A 13590-nucleotide genomic window follows, 5' to 3' on the forward strand; every position below is an offset into this window, starting at 1 on the left:
GCTATGCAAATAGAAAAGATACAGACCGAGCGGCTCATCCCCGCCGATTACAATCCCCGCAAGGACCTGAAACCCGGCGATCCGGAGTACGAAAAACTGAAACGCTCCCTTGAGGAATTTGGATATGTTGAACCCGTTATATGGAATAAAGCCACCTCCCATGTCGTTGGCGGTCATCAGAGATTAAAAGTGTTGCTCGATATGGGTGTTACTGAGGTCGACTGCGTCGTTGTCGAGATGGACGCTGAAAAGGAAAAAGCGCTTAATGTTGCGCTTAATAAAATCAGTGGTGACTGGGATAAAGACAAGCTGGCTCTGCTCATTGCAGATTTGCAGGGTACTGACTTTGATGTGTCGCTCACGGGCTTCGACCCCGCAGAAATTGACGACTTATTCAAGGATTCACTCAAGGACGGTATCCACGACGATGATTTTGATGTTGACGCGGAACTTAAAAAGCCCTCCGTTACAAAGCTCGGTGATATCTGGACGCTTGGCCGCCATCGGCTGGTCTGCGGCGATTCTACCAAAGCTGACACCTTCACCTCTCTGATGAATGGGAAGCTCGCAAATCTGGTGGTGACCGATCCACCGTACAACGTCAATTATGAAGGAACAGCAGGCAAAATCAAAAACGACAATATGGGTAACGAAGCGTTCTATGACTTCCTGCTTGCAGCATTTACAAACACCGAAGCGGCGATGGCGCAGGACGCTTCCATTTATGTGTTCCATGCCGACACTGAAGGGTTGAATTTCCGTAAAGCATTCTCAGATGCAGGCTTTCAGCTTTCCGGGTGCTGCATCTGGAAGAAGCCGTCGCTGGTTCTGGGACGCTCACCATATCAGTGGCAGCATGAACCTGTCCTCTTCGGTTGGAAGAAAAAAGGCAAGCACAACTGGTATGCCGACCGCAAGCAGACCACCATCTGGGAATTTGAAAAGCCAAAGAAAAATGCTGACCATCCGACCATGAAGCCGATTGCTCTGCTGGCATATCCAATTATGAACAGCAGCCTAACGAACTGTATCGTGCTTGACCCTTTCGGCGGCAGCGGTTCTACGCTCATCGCATGCGAGCAGTCCGACAGGATATGCTTCACCATAGAACTTGATGAAAAATACTGCGACGTCATTGTAAAACGGTATATCGAGCAAGTCGGTGGCGCAGACGGTGTTTCCGTTATCCGCGATGGTGTCACGATGAAATATCCGGATGTGGCTGTCGATGAGTAAACTCACGTTTGGCTCTCTTTTTGACGGCAGCAGGCAATGTACCATCTACACAAAAAACCGCCGAATAATCGGTACAGTATTCTCCACAGAAATCGCATAAAACCGTTGCTATATAAGCGGTTTAGAGTGATTAATGTAATACCGAAAAAAGAAAGGCGGTTTAAAAAATGGAACTTAAATACAATGTTACAGGTAACGGACGCAAATCACTGGTCGGAGCAATCAGCACAGCACTGGATGCCCCAACCAACTACCTCGGTGCTCCTACCTTCGCCTACGAGGTCGGAGGCTACCGCATTGACAAGGCTGGAATGCTTACGGGTCCAGACAACCTTGACTTGGAGGATTCGCTACATCAAGCGGGCTTTGACGCAGACGGCGACAGTCGCAAGTATGACGAAGCCGACACCTACGAGAGCGGGCTTAGCGGCATGAGTGCGCTTGACGAATTTCCGGATATTGACCAGCACCACCCCGGACAGTATGCCAACCCCGATGCGCCCTTTACCGAAACCATGCAAAAGCAGATTGATGAGGTGATTGCTTTCGAGGATTTCCAGATGGATAGTCGTGAGGAATTGGGGCTGGTAATTGAAATGCCACGCTCCTCATTCACCGACGCAGCACTCGACAACCTTAAGAAGCTGGTCGAAAGCAAAGGCAGCCTTATTAAAAAAGCACTCGGCGCGGAAACGCTCGAGCTTGAAATAACAGATGACAAGGTGCGGTTCCCGTGGTTTGAGGATGGCACCGATGCAGATGCAGTCAAGGCTTACACGCATTTTGTGGCTGCACTCTGCGAGATGGCGAGAGTGCAAAAGCGTGTCACCTCAAAGGAAAAGGATACAGATAACGATAAATACGCTTTCCGCTGCTTTCTCCTGCGGCTCGGTTTCATAGGTTCGGAATACAAAGAGGAACGGAAAATTCTGCTCTGCAATCTTACCGGCAGCGCTGCTTTCAAGAACGGTCAGAAGAAAGGCTTCTCGCAGGAAGACCTCGAAAAAGCAAAAGCCGACCCTGCTGTACGTGCCGAAATTAAAGCCATTTTGGGAGGAAACGATAATGAGCAATAATTTTCCATCAAGAGAAACCGTTGAGCGTATCCGAAAACAGTACCCGGTCGGCTGCCGTGTGGAGCTTCTCCGTATGGACGATGCCCAAGCACCGCCAATCGGAACAAAAGGCACCGTGCGATATGTGGATGACATCGGTAGCCTGGGTGTTGCGTGGGACAACGGGAGTTCGCTCCAAGTGGTCTACGGCGAGGACCTTTGCAGGAGATGTGACGATGACAAATAAGGTACGCGAGCAAATCCTCACCATTCGCAATACCGGGCTGACAAATATGTTTGACACCCGCGCCGTTCAACGCATTGCCCATGAAATGAACTTATTTGAACTGGTGGTTTTCTTGGAGGAGCATAAGGACCAATACGTCCGCTTCATCCTCACAGGCGAGGAATAGCAGGTGTATACTACACAATTCAACCGGCGATATTCGCTTGAAAGATCGTGTAGTTTATGCCCGGACTTATCGCGTAATTGTCTGGATATAGTGTGTTTTCAGAGTTAATATGTGACTACCGAAAGGGAAAACACACAAACGGAGGAAACGAAAATGACCGAAAAACAGATGAAGCAAATCGAAAGCCAACTGCCGCAGGGCGAGAGAATCGACAGAATGTACACAGCCTTTGAAGGAGGCATTCGAGTAATTACAAAAAACGCCCACGGCTGCGAAATCCGCTACAACGTGAGCTTCGATACCGACGGCAATGCCAGCATCAAAAGATTTTAGGAGGACGCGGCTATGTGGAAAGAAGGAAGCCTGAAAATTCACGACAGCGTTTTTCATTACTGGATGAAGCAGTATGACCAAGGCTCACAATTTGGTATCGACGGCGGCAGAATCAGTAAGTTGATGCTCAAGCGTAACGGCAAAATCGTGTGCAACTACGACAGAGGCTGGGATGTGGAACCCTCCGACCCAGACACACAGCTTGCCCTTGAACTTCTGCTGCACAGCGAAAACTACTAACCACGCTAATAAGATAGACGAGATTCCGCCCTGCATGGGGCTGTATCTCGTACAGATAAATTTTGAAGGACTGCCGATAGCGGTCTATTTTTATGCCCGAAAGGAGGCGGTCGATATCCGTAAACTAAAAAAATACAACTCGACACGGTTTAAAGCCACGGATTCCGTTTACGACAAAACCGCCGCCGACTATGCCGTAGCTTTTGTTGAAGCTCTCTGCCATACCAAAGGCACCTGGGCCGGAAAGCCCTTCGAGCTTATCGATTGGCAGGAACAGATTATCCGTGATATCTTTGGAATCCTCAAACCCAATGGCTACCGCCAGTTCAACACCGCCTACGTGGAAATCCCGAAAAAGATGGGCAAGTCAGAGCTTGCGGCGGCTGTCGCACTGCTTCTCACCTGCGGGGATAACGAAGAACGCGCCGAGGTCTATGGATGTGCCGCAGACCGAAATCAAGCGTCCATCGTTTTCAACGTGGCGGCAGATATGGTGCGAATGTGTCCGGCGCTCTCCAAGCGTGTCAAAATTCTAGACGCAACCAAACGGCTCATCTATCAGCCGACCGGCAGCATCTATCAGGTGCTGTCCGCCGACGTCGGAAACAAGCACGGTTTTAACACCCACGGCGTTGTATTTGATGAGCTGCATACCCAGCCAAACAGAAAACTATATGACGTTATGACCAAGGGCAGCGGCGATGCGAGAATGCAGCCGCTGTATTTTTTGATCACCACTGCTGGGGATAACCAGAACAGCATCTGTTGGGAGGTACATCAGAAGGCACTGGATATTATTGATGGCAGAAAGCACGACCCTACCTTCTACCCGGTAATTTACGGCGCGGCGCAGGAGGACGATTGGACAGACCCCAAGGTGTGGAAAAAAGCAAATCCCTCCCTTGGCATCACGGTAGGGATGGATAAGGTCAGAGCTGCATTTGAATCGGCAAGGCAAAACCCTGCCGAGGAAAACAGCTTCCGGCAGCTCCGACTGAACCAATGGGTCAAACAGGCGGTGCGCTGGATGCCAATGGACAAATGGGATGCCTGCGCATTCCCCGTGGATGAAAAATCACTCGAAGGGCGCGTCTGTTATGGAGGACTTGACCTTTCGTCCTCTACCGACATTACGGCGTTCGTGTTAGTGTTTCCACCCATCGACGAGGAAGATAAGTACAGCATTCTACCGTACTTTTGGATACCGGAGGACAATATCGACCTACGTGTTTGGCGCGACCATGTGAACTATGATGTCTGGAAAAAGCAGGACTTTCTGCAAACCACCGAGGGCAATGTAGTGCATTACGGCTACATCGAGCAGTTTATTGAATCCCTCGGCGAAAAATACAACATCCGTGAAATCGCGTTCGACCGCTGGGGCGCAGTGCAAATGACACAGAATCTTGAAACGCTCGGCTTTTCGGTCGTGCCGTTCGGACAGGGTTTTAAGGATATGAGCCCTCCGACCAAAGAACTGATGAAGCTGACGCTGGAAGAAAAGCTCGCCCACGGCGGCCACCCGGTACTCCGTTGGATGATGGACAACATCTATATCCGCACCGACCCGGCTGGAAATATCAAAGCAGATAAGGAAAAATCCACAGAGAAAATTGACGGCGCAGTCGCCACTATTATGGCGCTTGACCGGGCGATTCGCTGCGGCAACGATACGGGCGAAAGCGTGTATGACACACGCGGACTGCTCGTTTTTTAATTGGAGGGAACTGCCTATGAACATCTTTCAAGGAATTTTCAAAGCCCGTGATAAGCCTAAGAACTTAGGCAGCACCAGCTTTTTGTGGGGCGGCTCGTCCTCCGGCAAGGTCGTTAATGAAAGAACGGCCATGCAAATGACAGCTGTTTACTCTTGCGTCCGTATATTATCCGAAGCAATCGCGGGCCTGCCGCTATTTGTATATAAATACGGAAATGATGGCAGCAAGGACAAATATCTTGACCACCCGCTGTGGCGTGTGCTGCACGATGAACCTAACCCGGAAATGACTTCGTTTGTTTTCCGGGAGACCATGATGAACCATCTGCTGCTGACAGGCAATGGGTACGCACAGATTATCCGAAACGCTCGCGGCGATGTCGTGGCGCTATATCCCCTCATGCCTGACCGCATGACTGTTGACCGGGATTCGCAGGGACGGCTGTATTACCGCTACAGAAAAAATAGCGATGACGCGCCGGAGGTCAGCAGGAACAAGCCGAGCGATGTCATCCTCGCACCAAGCGATGTGCTGCACATTCTCGGTTTAGGCTTTGACGGACTGGTCGGCTACTCGCCGATTGCAATGGCAAAAAACGCCGTAGGACTTGCTATCGCCGCCGAGGAATACGGTGCTAAATTTTTCGCCAACGGCGCGGCACCCAGCGGCGTGTTGGAGCACCCCGGCACCATAAAGGACCCGGAGCGGATAAGGCAAAGCTGGCAGTCCACCTTTGGCGGCAGCGTCAACAGCAACAAAATAGCCGTACTTGAGGAAGGGCTCAAGTATACGCCTATCGCCATTTCTCCCGAACAGGCGCAGTTTTTGGAGACGCGGAAATTTCAGATCAATGAGATAGCTCGAATTTTCAGGGTCCCGCCCCATATGTTGGCGGATCTCGAGAAGTCGAGCTTTTCTAATATTGAGCAGCAGTCGCTGGAGTTTGTGAAATACACGCTCGACCCGTGGGTCGTTCGCTGGGAACAGGCAATGAATAAGTCGCTCCTGCTTGAAAGCGAAAAGCGTGATGTGTTTACAAAATTTAATGTGGACGGACTGCTTCGCGGCGACTACGCCAGCCGCATGACAGGTTACGCGACAGCCCGGCAGAACGGCTGGATGAGCGCAAACGATATCAGACAGCTTGAGAATCTCGACCGGATACCAGCGGAGCTCGGCGGCGACCTATACCTTATCAATGGCGCGATGACCAAATTGCAGGACGCCGGTGCATTCGCAAACACAACTATAACAGAAACGGAGGAAACCTCAGATGGACAAAACAAATCGGGCGCAAAGCCCAGGCAAAGTTCCCGTCAGGGCACGTGACAAAACGCATTTCTGGAACTGGGAAAACGATGATGAATTGGGCGTCCGTACTCTTTACCTCGACGGCACCATTGCGGACGAAAGCTGGTGGGACGATGAAATCACACCCAGAATGTTCAAGGATGAGCTGTTTTCCGGCAGCGGAGATATTGTCGTATGGATCAACTCTCCCGGCGGGGACTGCGTGGCAGCTTCACAGATTTACACCATGCTCATGGACTACACAGGCAATGTCACAGTAAAAATTGACGGTCTGGCGGCGAGTGCCGCTTCGGTCATCGCAATGGCGGGTACACAGGTGCTCATGGCTCCAACGGCACTGTTGATGATTCACAATCCGATGTCAATTGCTATTGGCGATACCGAGGAAATGCAGAAGGCCATCGCCATGCTGGACGAGGTCAAGGAAAGCATCATCAACGCCTATGAAATCAAAACCGGGCAGTCGAGAGCGAAAATTTCACATCTCATGGATGGCGAAACCTGGATGAATGCGAACAAAGCTATCGAGCTGGGCTTCGCAGACGGCATCTTGGAGGACTCCAAGCGTGGTCATACTGATGATGTGGTCTTTGCGTTTTCCCGCAGGGCGGTTACCAATTCGCTTATGAACAAGCTCATCTCTAAATCCGCTCCAAAGCCGGAGCAAAGGAAGCAGAATGCGCCGACCGGCGTTTCCATTGAAGTGGCTATGCAGAAACTGCAAGCCCGTAAATACATTTAACGGAGGTATTTGATTATGAAAAAGGTACTCGAAATGCGTGAAAAACGCGCAAAAGCATGGGACGCGGCAAAGGCGTTCCTCGATACGCGCGCCAAGGATGGCGTTCTCTCTCCCGAAGACAACACAACCTATGACAAGATGCTCGCGGATGTGGACGCAATGGCGCATCAGATTGCCATTGAGGAAGACCGCGTGGCAAGAGACGCCGCTATGGCCCAGCCGACCAGCTCTCCCATTACGGCAAAACCCAACGCACAGAACGGAAAGCCCATCAGCCCCAGAGCAACCGCCGAATACCGTGAGGATTTCTTAAACATCGTGCGCGGTAAGCGACCGATTCACAACGTTATGGAGGAAGGCACTCCTTCTACCGGCGGCTATATCGTTCCGGTGGAATTCGACAGCACCCTTGTGCAGGCACTTGCCCGTGAGAATGTAATTCGTTCTCTGGCAAAGGTTATCACCACCGCAGCACCGCACAGAATTAACGTCGCACTCACCGATGTGTCCGCCGACTGGGTAGCAGAAAGCGGTACGTTTACGCCCAGCACTCCTACCTTCAATCAGCTCTCCCTTGACGCTTATACGCTCCGCGCGGCGGCGCTGGTTTCAGAGGAACTGCTTCAGGATTCCATGTTTGACCTCGAAGCCTACCTCATCGACAACTTCGCACGCGCTTTTGCAGCGAAGGAAGAGCAGGCATTCTGCGTCGGTAACGGCAGCGGTCAGCCCACGGGCATCTTCACTGCGAGCGGCGGCGACGTCGGTGTGACCACCGCAACTGCGGCGGATATTAAGGCTGATGAAATCATCGACCTAACCTATTCCCTCAAGGACGGTTACAAGAAAAATGCCGTGTTTGTTTTGAGCAGCGCCACTCTCGCGGGCATCCGCAAACTGAAGGACGGCAACGGCGCATATATGTGGCAGCCGTCGCTGCAGGCGGGTCAGCCCGACCGTCTACTCGGTTTCCCGGTGTATGTCTCCCAGTATGCTCCGACCATTTCGGCAGGTGCATATACCGTTGCTTTCGGTGATTTCCAGAACTACTGGATTGCCGACCGCAGCGGCAGAACCGTGCGCCGTGCGGACGAACTGCATATCGCCAACCTTCAGACCGGCTTCTACGCTTTCCAGCGTGTGGACGGTAAAACCGTACTGCCAGAAGGTATCAAGCTGCTCAAGCAGCATGCTTAAGGAGGGCTGACCTATGAGTGACTATAACGCAAAAAACTACACCGAGCAGGGCGGAGAAAAAACCGTCATCGGCGGAACACTGGAAATTCTGGAGGGAGCCTCGGTGACGGGGCTTCCTGCTGCGGAAAATCAGGCGGACAGCACCGCGACCGATGCCGCTGGTCTGGTTACGGACTTCAACGCCCTGCTTGCCAAGCTGAAAGCGGCGGGTTTGATGGCGGCGGACGAAGAATAACCCAAAGGAGGCGGATGGCATGACGACAGATAACCTTCTCCCCAAAGTCAAAGCGCACCTTATTTTGTCACACGACGAGGACGACGGCCTGCTGCTGAGCTATATTGCCGCCGCCGTCTCCTATGCCGAAAGTTACCAGCACGTTGCTAAGGGCTATTATGAGGAAACTTCCATGCCGTCCACCACAGAGCAAGCCGTGATTATGCTGTCGTCCTTCTTTTACGAAAGTCGGGACGGCAGCACAGCCGGCTTTTTTGGTGATAGCGTGCAGGCGGGTCAGCAGGTGTGGGAGACGGTCAATATGCTTCTTCGGCTTGACCGAGATTGGAAGGTGTAATTATGTCCTTTGGCAAGATGAACACTCAGATTGACATCATCTCCGCCGCCCCGGTGAAGGACGCGGACGGCTTTGTTACTAACGGTGACCATGTTGTTGCTTCCGTCCGCGCATACAAAGAAGACCGCCACGGAAACGAGCGATGGGCAAATATGGCGGCGTTCAGCGAAGCAACGGCCCTCTTTCGTTTTCGGAAGATTCCCAGCGTAGAGATAACAACCTCTCTGTTTATCGTCTGCGGTGGTGAGCAATATCGAATTATCAGCGCGGAGGATGTTCGCGGGCGTGGGATGTATGTCGAAGTGCTCGCAGAAAAGCAGGAAGGGACGGTGAGGTAATGGCAAAAGCCCAAATTAAGATGCCGGAGGAATTTCTTTTGAAGGTTTCCCGGCTAGCTGACCAAACAGACGTAATAATCCCCAAAGTGTTGGAAGCTGGTGGCGAGGTTGTTCTGACCAAAGTGAAGTCGAATCTGTCAAGTGCAGTCGGCAGCGGCACAAAGGAAAAAAGCCGCTCCACCGGCGAACTGGAACGCTCCCTCGGGCTTTCTCCAGCCAAGCAGAACCGGAACGGTAACTGGGATGTTAAAATTGGTTTTGCCGAGCCGCGCTCTGATGGGAACTCCAACGCCAAAATTGCCAACATTCTCGAATACGGCAAATCCGGCCAGCCGCCCAAGCCTTTTTTAAAGCCCGCAAGGACTCAGAGCAAAAGCGCCTGCATTGAAACCATGAAGTCAAAGCTTCAGGAGGAGGTCGACGGAATATGAGCATTTTAACAGAATTGAACACATTGCTTTCGCCTGTTCTCCCTGTGGAAACGGGCGTTTTTTCCGGCGTTCCTCCCGACGAATACCTTGTATTCACACCCATGACGGACGAATTTGCCCTGTTTGGAAATAACACACCGCTCTTCGATATCTCCGAAGTGCGGATTTCGCTGTTTTCCAAAGGCAACTACCTCCAGAGGAAAAGGCAGATAACAGCGCTGCTTCTGGGAGCAGAATTTACGATTACCGACCGCCGGTATATCGGCCATGAGGACGATACCGGCTACCACCACTACGCCATTGATGTGGAAAAATCATACGAAACGGAGGAATAAATTATGGCGACAATCGGTCTTGATAAACTGTATTATTCAAAAATAACCGAGGATTCCAACGGCGAAGAAACCTACTCTACGCCTTTGGTGCTTGCCAAAGCCATCACCGCCGAACTCTCGGTGGAACTGGTGGAGGCAATATTATACGCTGACGACGGTGCCGCCGAAGTGGTGAAAGACTTCAACAGCGGTACGCTCACCCTCGGCGTTGACGACATCGGCCCCACGGCAGCGGCGGATCTGACCGGCGCATCCACAGACGATAACGGCGTACTGATCTCCGCCAGTGAAAATGTGGGAACGCCTGTCGCGGTAGGCTTCCGCGCAAAGAAAGCAAACGGTACCTACCGTTATTTCTGGCTTTACCGCGTAAAATTCGGCCTGCCAGCGACCAATCTGCAGACCAAGGCAGACTCCATCACTTTCTCCACGCCGACTATCGAAGGGACGGTCATGCGCCGCAATAAGCTGGATGCTTTTGGCAAACATCCGTGGAAAGCGGAGGTTACCGAAGGCGACGCCGGAGTTGCTTCCGCTACAATCACCGGTTGGTTCACCGAGGTTTATGAACCGGTCTATACACCGGAGCCGTAAGGAGGATTCTGAATGGATAACGTCATTTTTACAAATACCGCTGAAAGAAGCGCCGCTATCAATATTGGCGGCAAGGAATATGAACTGGTACTGACCACCCGCGCAACCAAGGCGATTGCAGGACGGTACGGCGGGTTGGAGAACCTTGGCGAGAAGCTTATGAAATCAGAAAATTTTGAAATGGCGCTGGATGAGATCGTGTGGCTTTTAACCCTGCTCGCTAACCAGTCTGTTTTAATTCATAACCTCAAAAACAAGGATGCCCCGCAGGAGCTCCTGACAGAGGAAGAGGTAGAGCTTCTCACCTCACCGCTTGATTTGGCGGCCTACAAAAATGCGATTACAGAGGCAATGTTCAAAGGCACCAAGCGCAACGTGGAAAGTGAGGACGAAACCTCCTTAAAAAACGCGCAAGTCGAGTAGACGGACTGTGTCAGCAAACTGACGCGGAAACCTTTACTCGACTTCTTTATTACGGAACGGTGCAGATGGGTATGGGCTCGGAGGAATTCTGGCTCATGCCCATCGGCCTGTTTCTGGACCTGTGGGCCTGCCACAAACAGTTTCTCGGCATGGAAAAGCCGAAGAAAACACGGACGATCGACGATATCATTCCGCCCGGAATCTAAGGAGGTGAGCAGAAATGGCGGACAATTTCGGCTTAAAAATCGGCGTTGAGGGCGAGCGCGAGTTTAAAAAGGCGCTTTCGGATATCAACCAGAGCTTCAAGGTACTCGGTTCTGAAATGCAGCTGGTCACCAGCCAGTTTGATAAAAACGACAAATCCGTACAGGCGCTCACCTCACGCAATGAAGTCCTAAATAAGGAAATCGACGCGCAGAAAAGCAAGATTGAAACCTTGCGTGCCGCCCTGCAGAACGCCTCTGAATCCTTCGGTGAAAATGACCGCCGCACCCAAAACTGGCAGATTCAGCTGAACAAGGCACAGGCGGAGCTTAACGGCATGGAGCGCGAGCTTGCACAGTCGACGGAAGCTACCGACAATCTTGGCGACGAACTGAAGGACACCGCTGACGAAGCGGAGAAATCCGGTCCGAGGTTTGAAAAGCTGGGAGGTGTCCTCAAAGGCATCGGCGTAACGATAGGTGCGGTGGCTGTTGCGGCAGGCGCGGCGGCAATCAAGCTGGGCAAAGAAGTCGTGCAGCAGTTCGGCGAGCTGGAACAGAATCTCGGAGGCTCGGAAGCGGTCTTCGGCGCATATGCCGCATCAATTCAAAAAACAGGCGAGGAAGCGTATAAAAATCTCGGTGTATCCCAGTCGGAATATCTAGCTACGGCCAACAAAATGGGTGCTCTGTTTCAGGGTTCCGGCATCGCACAGCAAAAAAGTCTGGAGCTGACTGAAAAGGCCATGCAACGTGCTGCAGATATGGCATCAGTCATGGGCATCGATATGTCCACCGCCATGGAAGCCGTCACCGGTGCGGCGAAGGGCAACTTTACCATGATGGACAATTTGGGCGTTGCAATGAACGCGACCAGCATTCAGGCGTACGCCGCCTCGAAGGGTCTGGATTTCGTATGGAATAGCGCGAGCAATGCCGAAAAAGCCGAAGTCGCCATGCAGATGTTCTTCGAGAACACGGAGCAGTACGCCGGCAACTTTGCAAGGGAATCCACGCAAACCATCAGCGGCTCTATCGGATTGCTGCAGGCAGCCCTATCTTCGTTTACGGCGGGACTTGGCAACGCAGATGCTGATATGACGAATCTGACGCAGAACCTTGTGGACGCGTTCCAAGCTGTAGTAAAGAATGTCGTGCCGGTACTTGAAAACATCGTTGCGGCACTCCCGCAAGCAACGGGAGCAATTTTGCAGGCGGTCGGTGACCTTCTTCCTTTGCTGCTTGAAACGGTGACGAACATCTTCACGCAGGTACTGAACACGATTTTATCGCTCCTGCCCGAACTCATCCCCGCAGCCGTAGACGCTGTGATGACAATAGTCGGAGCGCTGATTGACAGTCTTCCACTTCTCGTCGACGCGGCGGTTCAATTGGTAACGGCTCTTGTCGGCGGCATCGGCTCAGCTTTGCCAAAACTTATCCCAGCGGCAGTAAGCGCGGTCTCAACTATCGTTCAAGGCTTGGCGGATAACCTTCCCATGATTCTGGATGCGGCACTGCAGCTCATTCTTGGGCTTGCCCAGGGTCTGCTAGATGCGATTCCGCAGTTAATCGCCGCCCTGCCTTCGATTATTACTGCCATCGTTTCCTTTATCATCGCGGCGATACCACAGATTATCGACGCGGGCATTCAGCTGCTGACCTCTCTGGTTGAGGCGCTGCCTGTAATTATCGAGGCAATTGTGGAAGCCATACCGCAAATCATCGACGGGATTATTACGGCAGTCATTCAATCTATCCCACTCATTATCGATGCGGGGGTGCGACTCCTCATATCGCTGATTAAAAACCTACCCCTTATCATTACAACGGTGGTCAAGGCTATCCCGCAGATTGTCGGCAGTTTGGTGAACGCCATCGTCGGGAACATCGATAAGATTATCCTTGCGGGCGTTCAGCTGCTTGTTGCTTTGATTGCGAACCTGCCGAAAATCATCGTCGAGGTGGTCAAGGCGGTTCCGCAGATTATCACGGGATTGGTTAAAGCGTTCGCCAGCTATATTGGGCAGATGGCTCAGGTTGGCGGCAACCTCATCAAAGGGTTGTGGCAGGGCATCTCGGACGCGGGCGCATGGCTGTGGAACAAAATCAGCAGCTTTTTCGGTGGGATTGTAAACCGTATCAAGGACTTCTTCGGCATCCACTCTCCCTCCACTCTTTTTGCCGGGCTTGGTAAGAACATGGGTGAAGGCATCGGTGTGGGCTTCGAGGACGCCATGTCCGCCGTTTCACGGGATATGCAGAACGCCATCCCCACACGCTTCGATTTCAGTACCGGCGACATGTCCGGGCAAAGCGGATCTGTTCCCGGCACGAACATTACGCAGAACATCTCCGTAGTGACGCCGAAAGCACTGTCCGAAAAGGAACTGGCAAGAGAATTCAAGAACCTATCGCGCAAGCTGGCACTGGAGTATTAAAGGAGGGA

Annotated in this window: 19 protein-coding genes; all 19 read left to right on the top strand. The window is 52.1% G+C overall.

The window, feature by feature from the left end; genetic code table 11:
- The first annotated feature begins 3 nt into the window (after window positions 1–3).
- The 19 genes from OP489_RS08115 (at window position 4) to OP489_RS08205 (ending at window position 13582) form a co-directional block, all read left to right on the top strand.
- Window positions 4–1236 (top strand): site-specific DNA-methyltransferase, encoded by a 1233-nt coding sequence (locus OP489_RS08115; protein WP_266161463.1) that lies wholly within the window; start codon window positions 4–6, stop codon window positions 1234–1236.
- A gap of 167 nt (window positions 1237–1403) precedes the next feature.
- Window positions 1404–2312, top strand: a complete 909-nt coding sequence (locus OP489_RS08120; protein ID WP_266161465.1) for a virulence protein — start codon at window positions 1404–1406, stop codon at window positions 2310–2312.
- Complete coding sequence (locus tag OP489_RS08125) at window positions 2302–2538, top strand: DUF4314 domain-containing protein (RefSeq protein WP_266161466.1); 237 nt, start codon at window positions 2302–2304, stop codon at window positions 2536–2538. Before OP489_RS08120 ends, OP489_RS08125 begins: the two co-directional genes overlap by 11 nt.
- Entirely contained in the window at window positions 2528–2704 is a 177-nt protein-coding gene (locus OP489_RS08130; RefSeq protein ID WP_266161468.1) for a DUF5049 domain-containing protein, read from the top strand. Before OP489_RS08125 ends, OP489_RS08130 begins: the two co-directional genes overlap by 11 nt.
- Before the next feature lie 153 nt (window positions 2705–2857).
- Window positions 2858–3037, top strand: coding sequence for a hypothetical protein (locus tag OP489_RS08135; protein WP_266161469.1), 180 nt, complete (start codon window positions 2858–2860; stop codon window positions 3035–3037).
- 12 nt (window positions 3038–3049) lie between these two features.
- Window positions 3050–3277, top strand: a complete 228-nt coding sequence (locus OP489_RS08140; RefSeq protein WP_266161470.1) for a hypothetical protein — start codon at window positions 3050–3052, stop codon at window positions 3275–3277.
- Between the two features lie 115 nt (window positions 3278–3392).
- Window positions 3393–4994, top strand: coding sequence for a terminase large subunit (locus OP489_RS08145; RefSeq protein ID WP_266163507.1), 1602 nt, complete (start codon window positions 3393–3395; stop codon window positions 4992–4994).
- 16 nt (window positions 4995–5010) lie between these two features.
- Entirely contained in the window at window positions 5011–6324 is a 1314-nt protein-coding gene (locus tag OP489_RS08150) for a phage portal protein (RefSeq protein ID WP_266161471.1), read from the top strand.
- Complete coding sequence (locus OP489_RS08155; RefSeq protein WP_266161472.1) at window positions 6269–7048, top strand: head maturation protease, ClpP-related; 780 nt, start codon at window positions 6269–6271, stop codon at window positions 7046–7048. The genes OP489_RS08150 and OP489_RS08155 overlap by 56 nt, the downstream gene beginning before the upstream one ends.
- Window positions 7049–7063: 15 nt before the next feature.
- Window positions 7064–8245, top strand: coding sequence for a phage major capsid protein (locus tag OP489_RS08160; RefSeq protein WP_266161473.1), 1182 nt, complete (start codon window positions 7064–7066; stop codon window positions 8243–8245).
- A 13-nt stretch (window positions 8246–8258) separates the two neighbouring features.
- Complete coding sequence (locus tag OP489_RS08165) at window positions 8259–8480, top strand: head fiber protein (RefSeq protein WP_266161475.1); 222 nt, start codon at window positions 8259–8261, stop codon at window positions 8478–8480.
- A 19-nt stretch (window positions 8481–8499) separates the two neighbouring features.
- Complete coding sequence (locus OP489_RS08170) at window positions 8500–8817, top strand: head-tail connector protein (protein WP_266161476.1); 318 nt, start codon at window positions 8500–8502, stop codon at window positions 8815–8817.
- A gap of 2 nt (window positions 8818–8819) precedes the next feature.
- Window positions 8820–9155: a head-tail adaptor protein gene (locus OP489_RS08175; RefSeq protein ID WP_266161477.1), complete on the top strand. Its 336-nt coding sequence runs from the start codon at window positions 8820–8822 to the stop codon at window positions 9153–9155.
- Window positions 9155–9586: an HK97-gp10 family putative phage morphogenesis protein gene (locus OP489_RS08180; RefSeq protein WP_266161478.1), complete on the top strand. Its 432-nt coding sequence runs from the start codon at window positions 9155–9157 to the stop codon at window positions 9584–9586. The genes OP489_RS08175 and OP489_RS08180 overlap by 1 nt, the downstream gene beginning before the upstream one ends.
- Complete coding sequence (locus tag OP489_RS08185) at window positions 9583–9921, top strand: hypothetical protein (RefSeq protein WP_230397514.1); 339 nt, start codon at window positions 9583–9585, stop codon at window positions 9919–9921. Before OP489_RS08180 ends, OP489_RS08185 begins: the two co-directional genes overlap by 4 nt.
- Window positions 9922–9924: 3 nt before the next feature.
- Entirely contained in the window at window positions 9925–10515 is a 591-nt protein-coding gene (locus OP489_RS08190; protein WP_230397515.1) for a major tail protein, read from the top strand.
- Between the two features lie 12 nt (window positions 10516–10527).
- Window positions 10528–10938: a hypothetical protein gene (locus tag OP489_RS08195; RefSeq protein ID WP_230397516.1), complete on the top strand. Its 411-nt coding sequence runs from the start codon at window positions 10528–10530 to the stop codon at window positions 10936–10938.
- A 71-nt stretch (window positions 10939–11009) separates the two neighbouring features.
- Complete coding sequence (locus OP489_RS08200; RefSeq protein WP_266163544.1) at window positions 11010–11144, top strand: hypothetical protein; 135 nt, start codon at window positions 11010–11012, stop codon at window positions 11142–11144.
- Window positions 11145–11158: 14 nt separating this feature from the next.
- Window positions 11159–13582: a phage tail protein gene (locus tag OP489_RS08205; RefSeq protein ID WP_230397518.1), complete on the top strand. Its 2424-nt coding sequence runs from the start codon at window positions 11159–11161 to the stop codon at window positions 13580–13582.
- Window positions 13583–13590 lie beyond the last annotated feature (8 nt).

The sequence above is a fragment of the Caproicibacterium sp. BJN0003 genome, from assembly GCF_026314295.1.
GTDB lineage: Bacteria > Bacillota > Clostridia > Oscillospirales > Acutalibacteraceae > Caproicibacterium.

Bases quoted from the DNA above. Each gene is read 5' to 3' on its own strand.
- OP489_RS08195 (WP_230397516.1), top strand. From the start codon at position 10,528: ATGGATAACGTCATTTTTACAAATACCGCTGAAAGAAGCGCCGCTATC.
- OP489_RS08130 (WP_266161468.1), top strand. From the start codon at position 2,528: ATGACAAATAAGGTACGCGAGCAAATCCTCACCATTCGCAATACCGGG.
- OP489_RS08150 (WP_266161471.1), top strand. From the start codon at position 5,011: ATGAACATCTTTCAAGGAATTTTCAAAGCCCGTGATAAGCCTAAGAAC.
- OP489_RS08170 (WP_266161476.1), top strand. From the start codon at position 8,500: ATGACGACAGATAACCTTCTCCCCAAAGTCAAAGCGCACCTTATTTTG.
- OP489_RS08190 (WP_230397515.1), top strand. From the start codon at position 9,925: ATGGCGACAATCGGTCTTGATAAACTGTATTATTCAAAAATAACCGAG.
- OP489_RS08140 (WP_266161470.1), top strand. From the start codon at position 3,050: ATGTGGAAAGAAGGAAGCCTGAAAATTCACGACAGCGTTTTTCATTAC.
- OP489_RS08125 (WP_266161466.1), top strand. From the start codon at position 2,302: ATGAGCAATAATTTTCCATCAAGAGAAACCGTTGAGCGTATCCGAAAA.
- OP489_RS08155 (WP_266161472.1), top strand. From the start codon at position 6,269: ATGGACAAAACAAATCGGGCGCAAAGCCCAGGCAAAGTTCCCGTCAGG.
- OP489_RS08160 (WP_266161473.1), top strand. From the start codon at position 7,064: ATGAAAAAGGTACTCGAAATGCGTGAAAAACGCGCAAAAGCATGGGAC.
- OP489_RS08165 (WP_266161475.1), top strand. From the start codon at position 8,259: ATGAGTGACTATAACGCAAAAAACTACACCGAGCAGGGCGGAGAAAAA.
- OP489_RS08205 (WP_230397518.1), top strand. From the start codon at position 11,159: ATGGCGGACAATTTCGGCTTAAAAATCGGCGTTGAGGGCGAGCGCGAG.
- OP489_RS08200 (WP_266163544.1), top strand. From the start codon at position 11,010: ATGGGCTCGGAGGAATTCTGGCTCATGCCCATCGGCCTGTTTCTGGAC.
- OP489_RS08135 (WP_266161469.1), top strand. From the start codon at position 2,858: ATGACCGAAAAACAGATGAAGCAAATCGAAAGCCAACTGCCGCAGGGC.
- OP489_RS08120 (WP_266161465.1), top strand. From the start codon at position 1,404: ATGGAACTTAAATACAATGTTACAGGTAACGGACGCAAATCACTGGTC.
- OP489_RS08175 (WP_266161477.1), top strand. From the start codon at position 8,820: ATGTCCTTTGGCAAGATGAACACTCAGATTGACATCATCTCCGCCGCC.
- OP489_RS08115 (WP_266161463.1), top strand. From the start codon at position 4: ATGCAAATAGAAAAGATACAGACCGAGCGGCTCATCCCCGCCGATTAC.
- OP489_RS08185 (WP_230397514.1), top strand. From the start codon at position 9,583: ATGAGCATTTTAACAGAATTGAACACATTGCTTTCGCCTGTTCTCCCT.
- OP489_RS08180 (WP_266161478.1), top strand. From the start codon at position 9,155: ATGGCAAAAGCCCAAATTAAGATGCCGGAGGAATTTCTTTTGAAGGTT.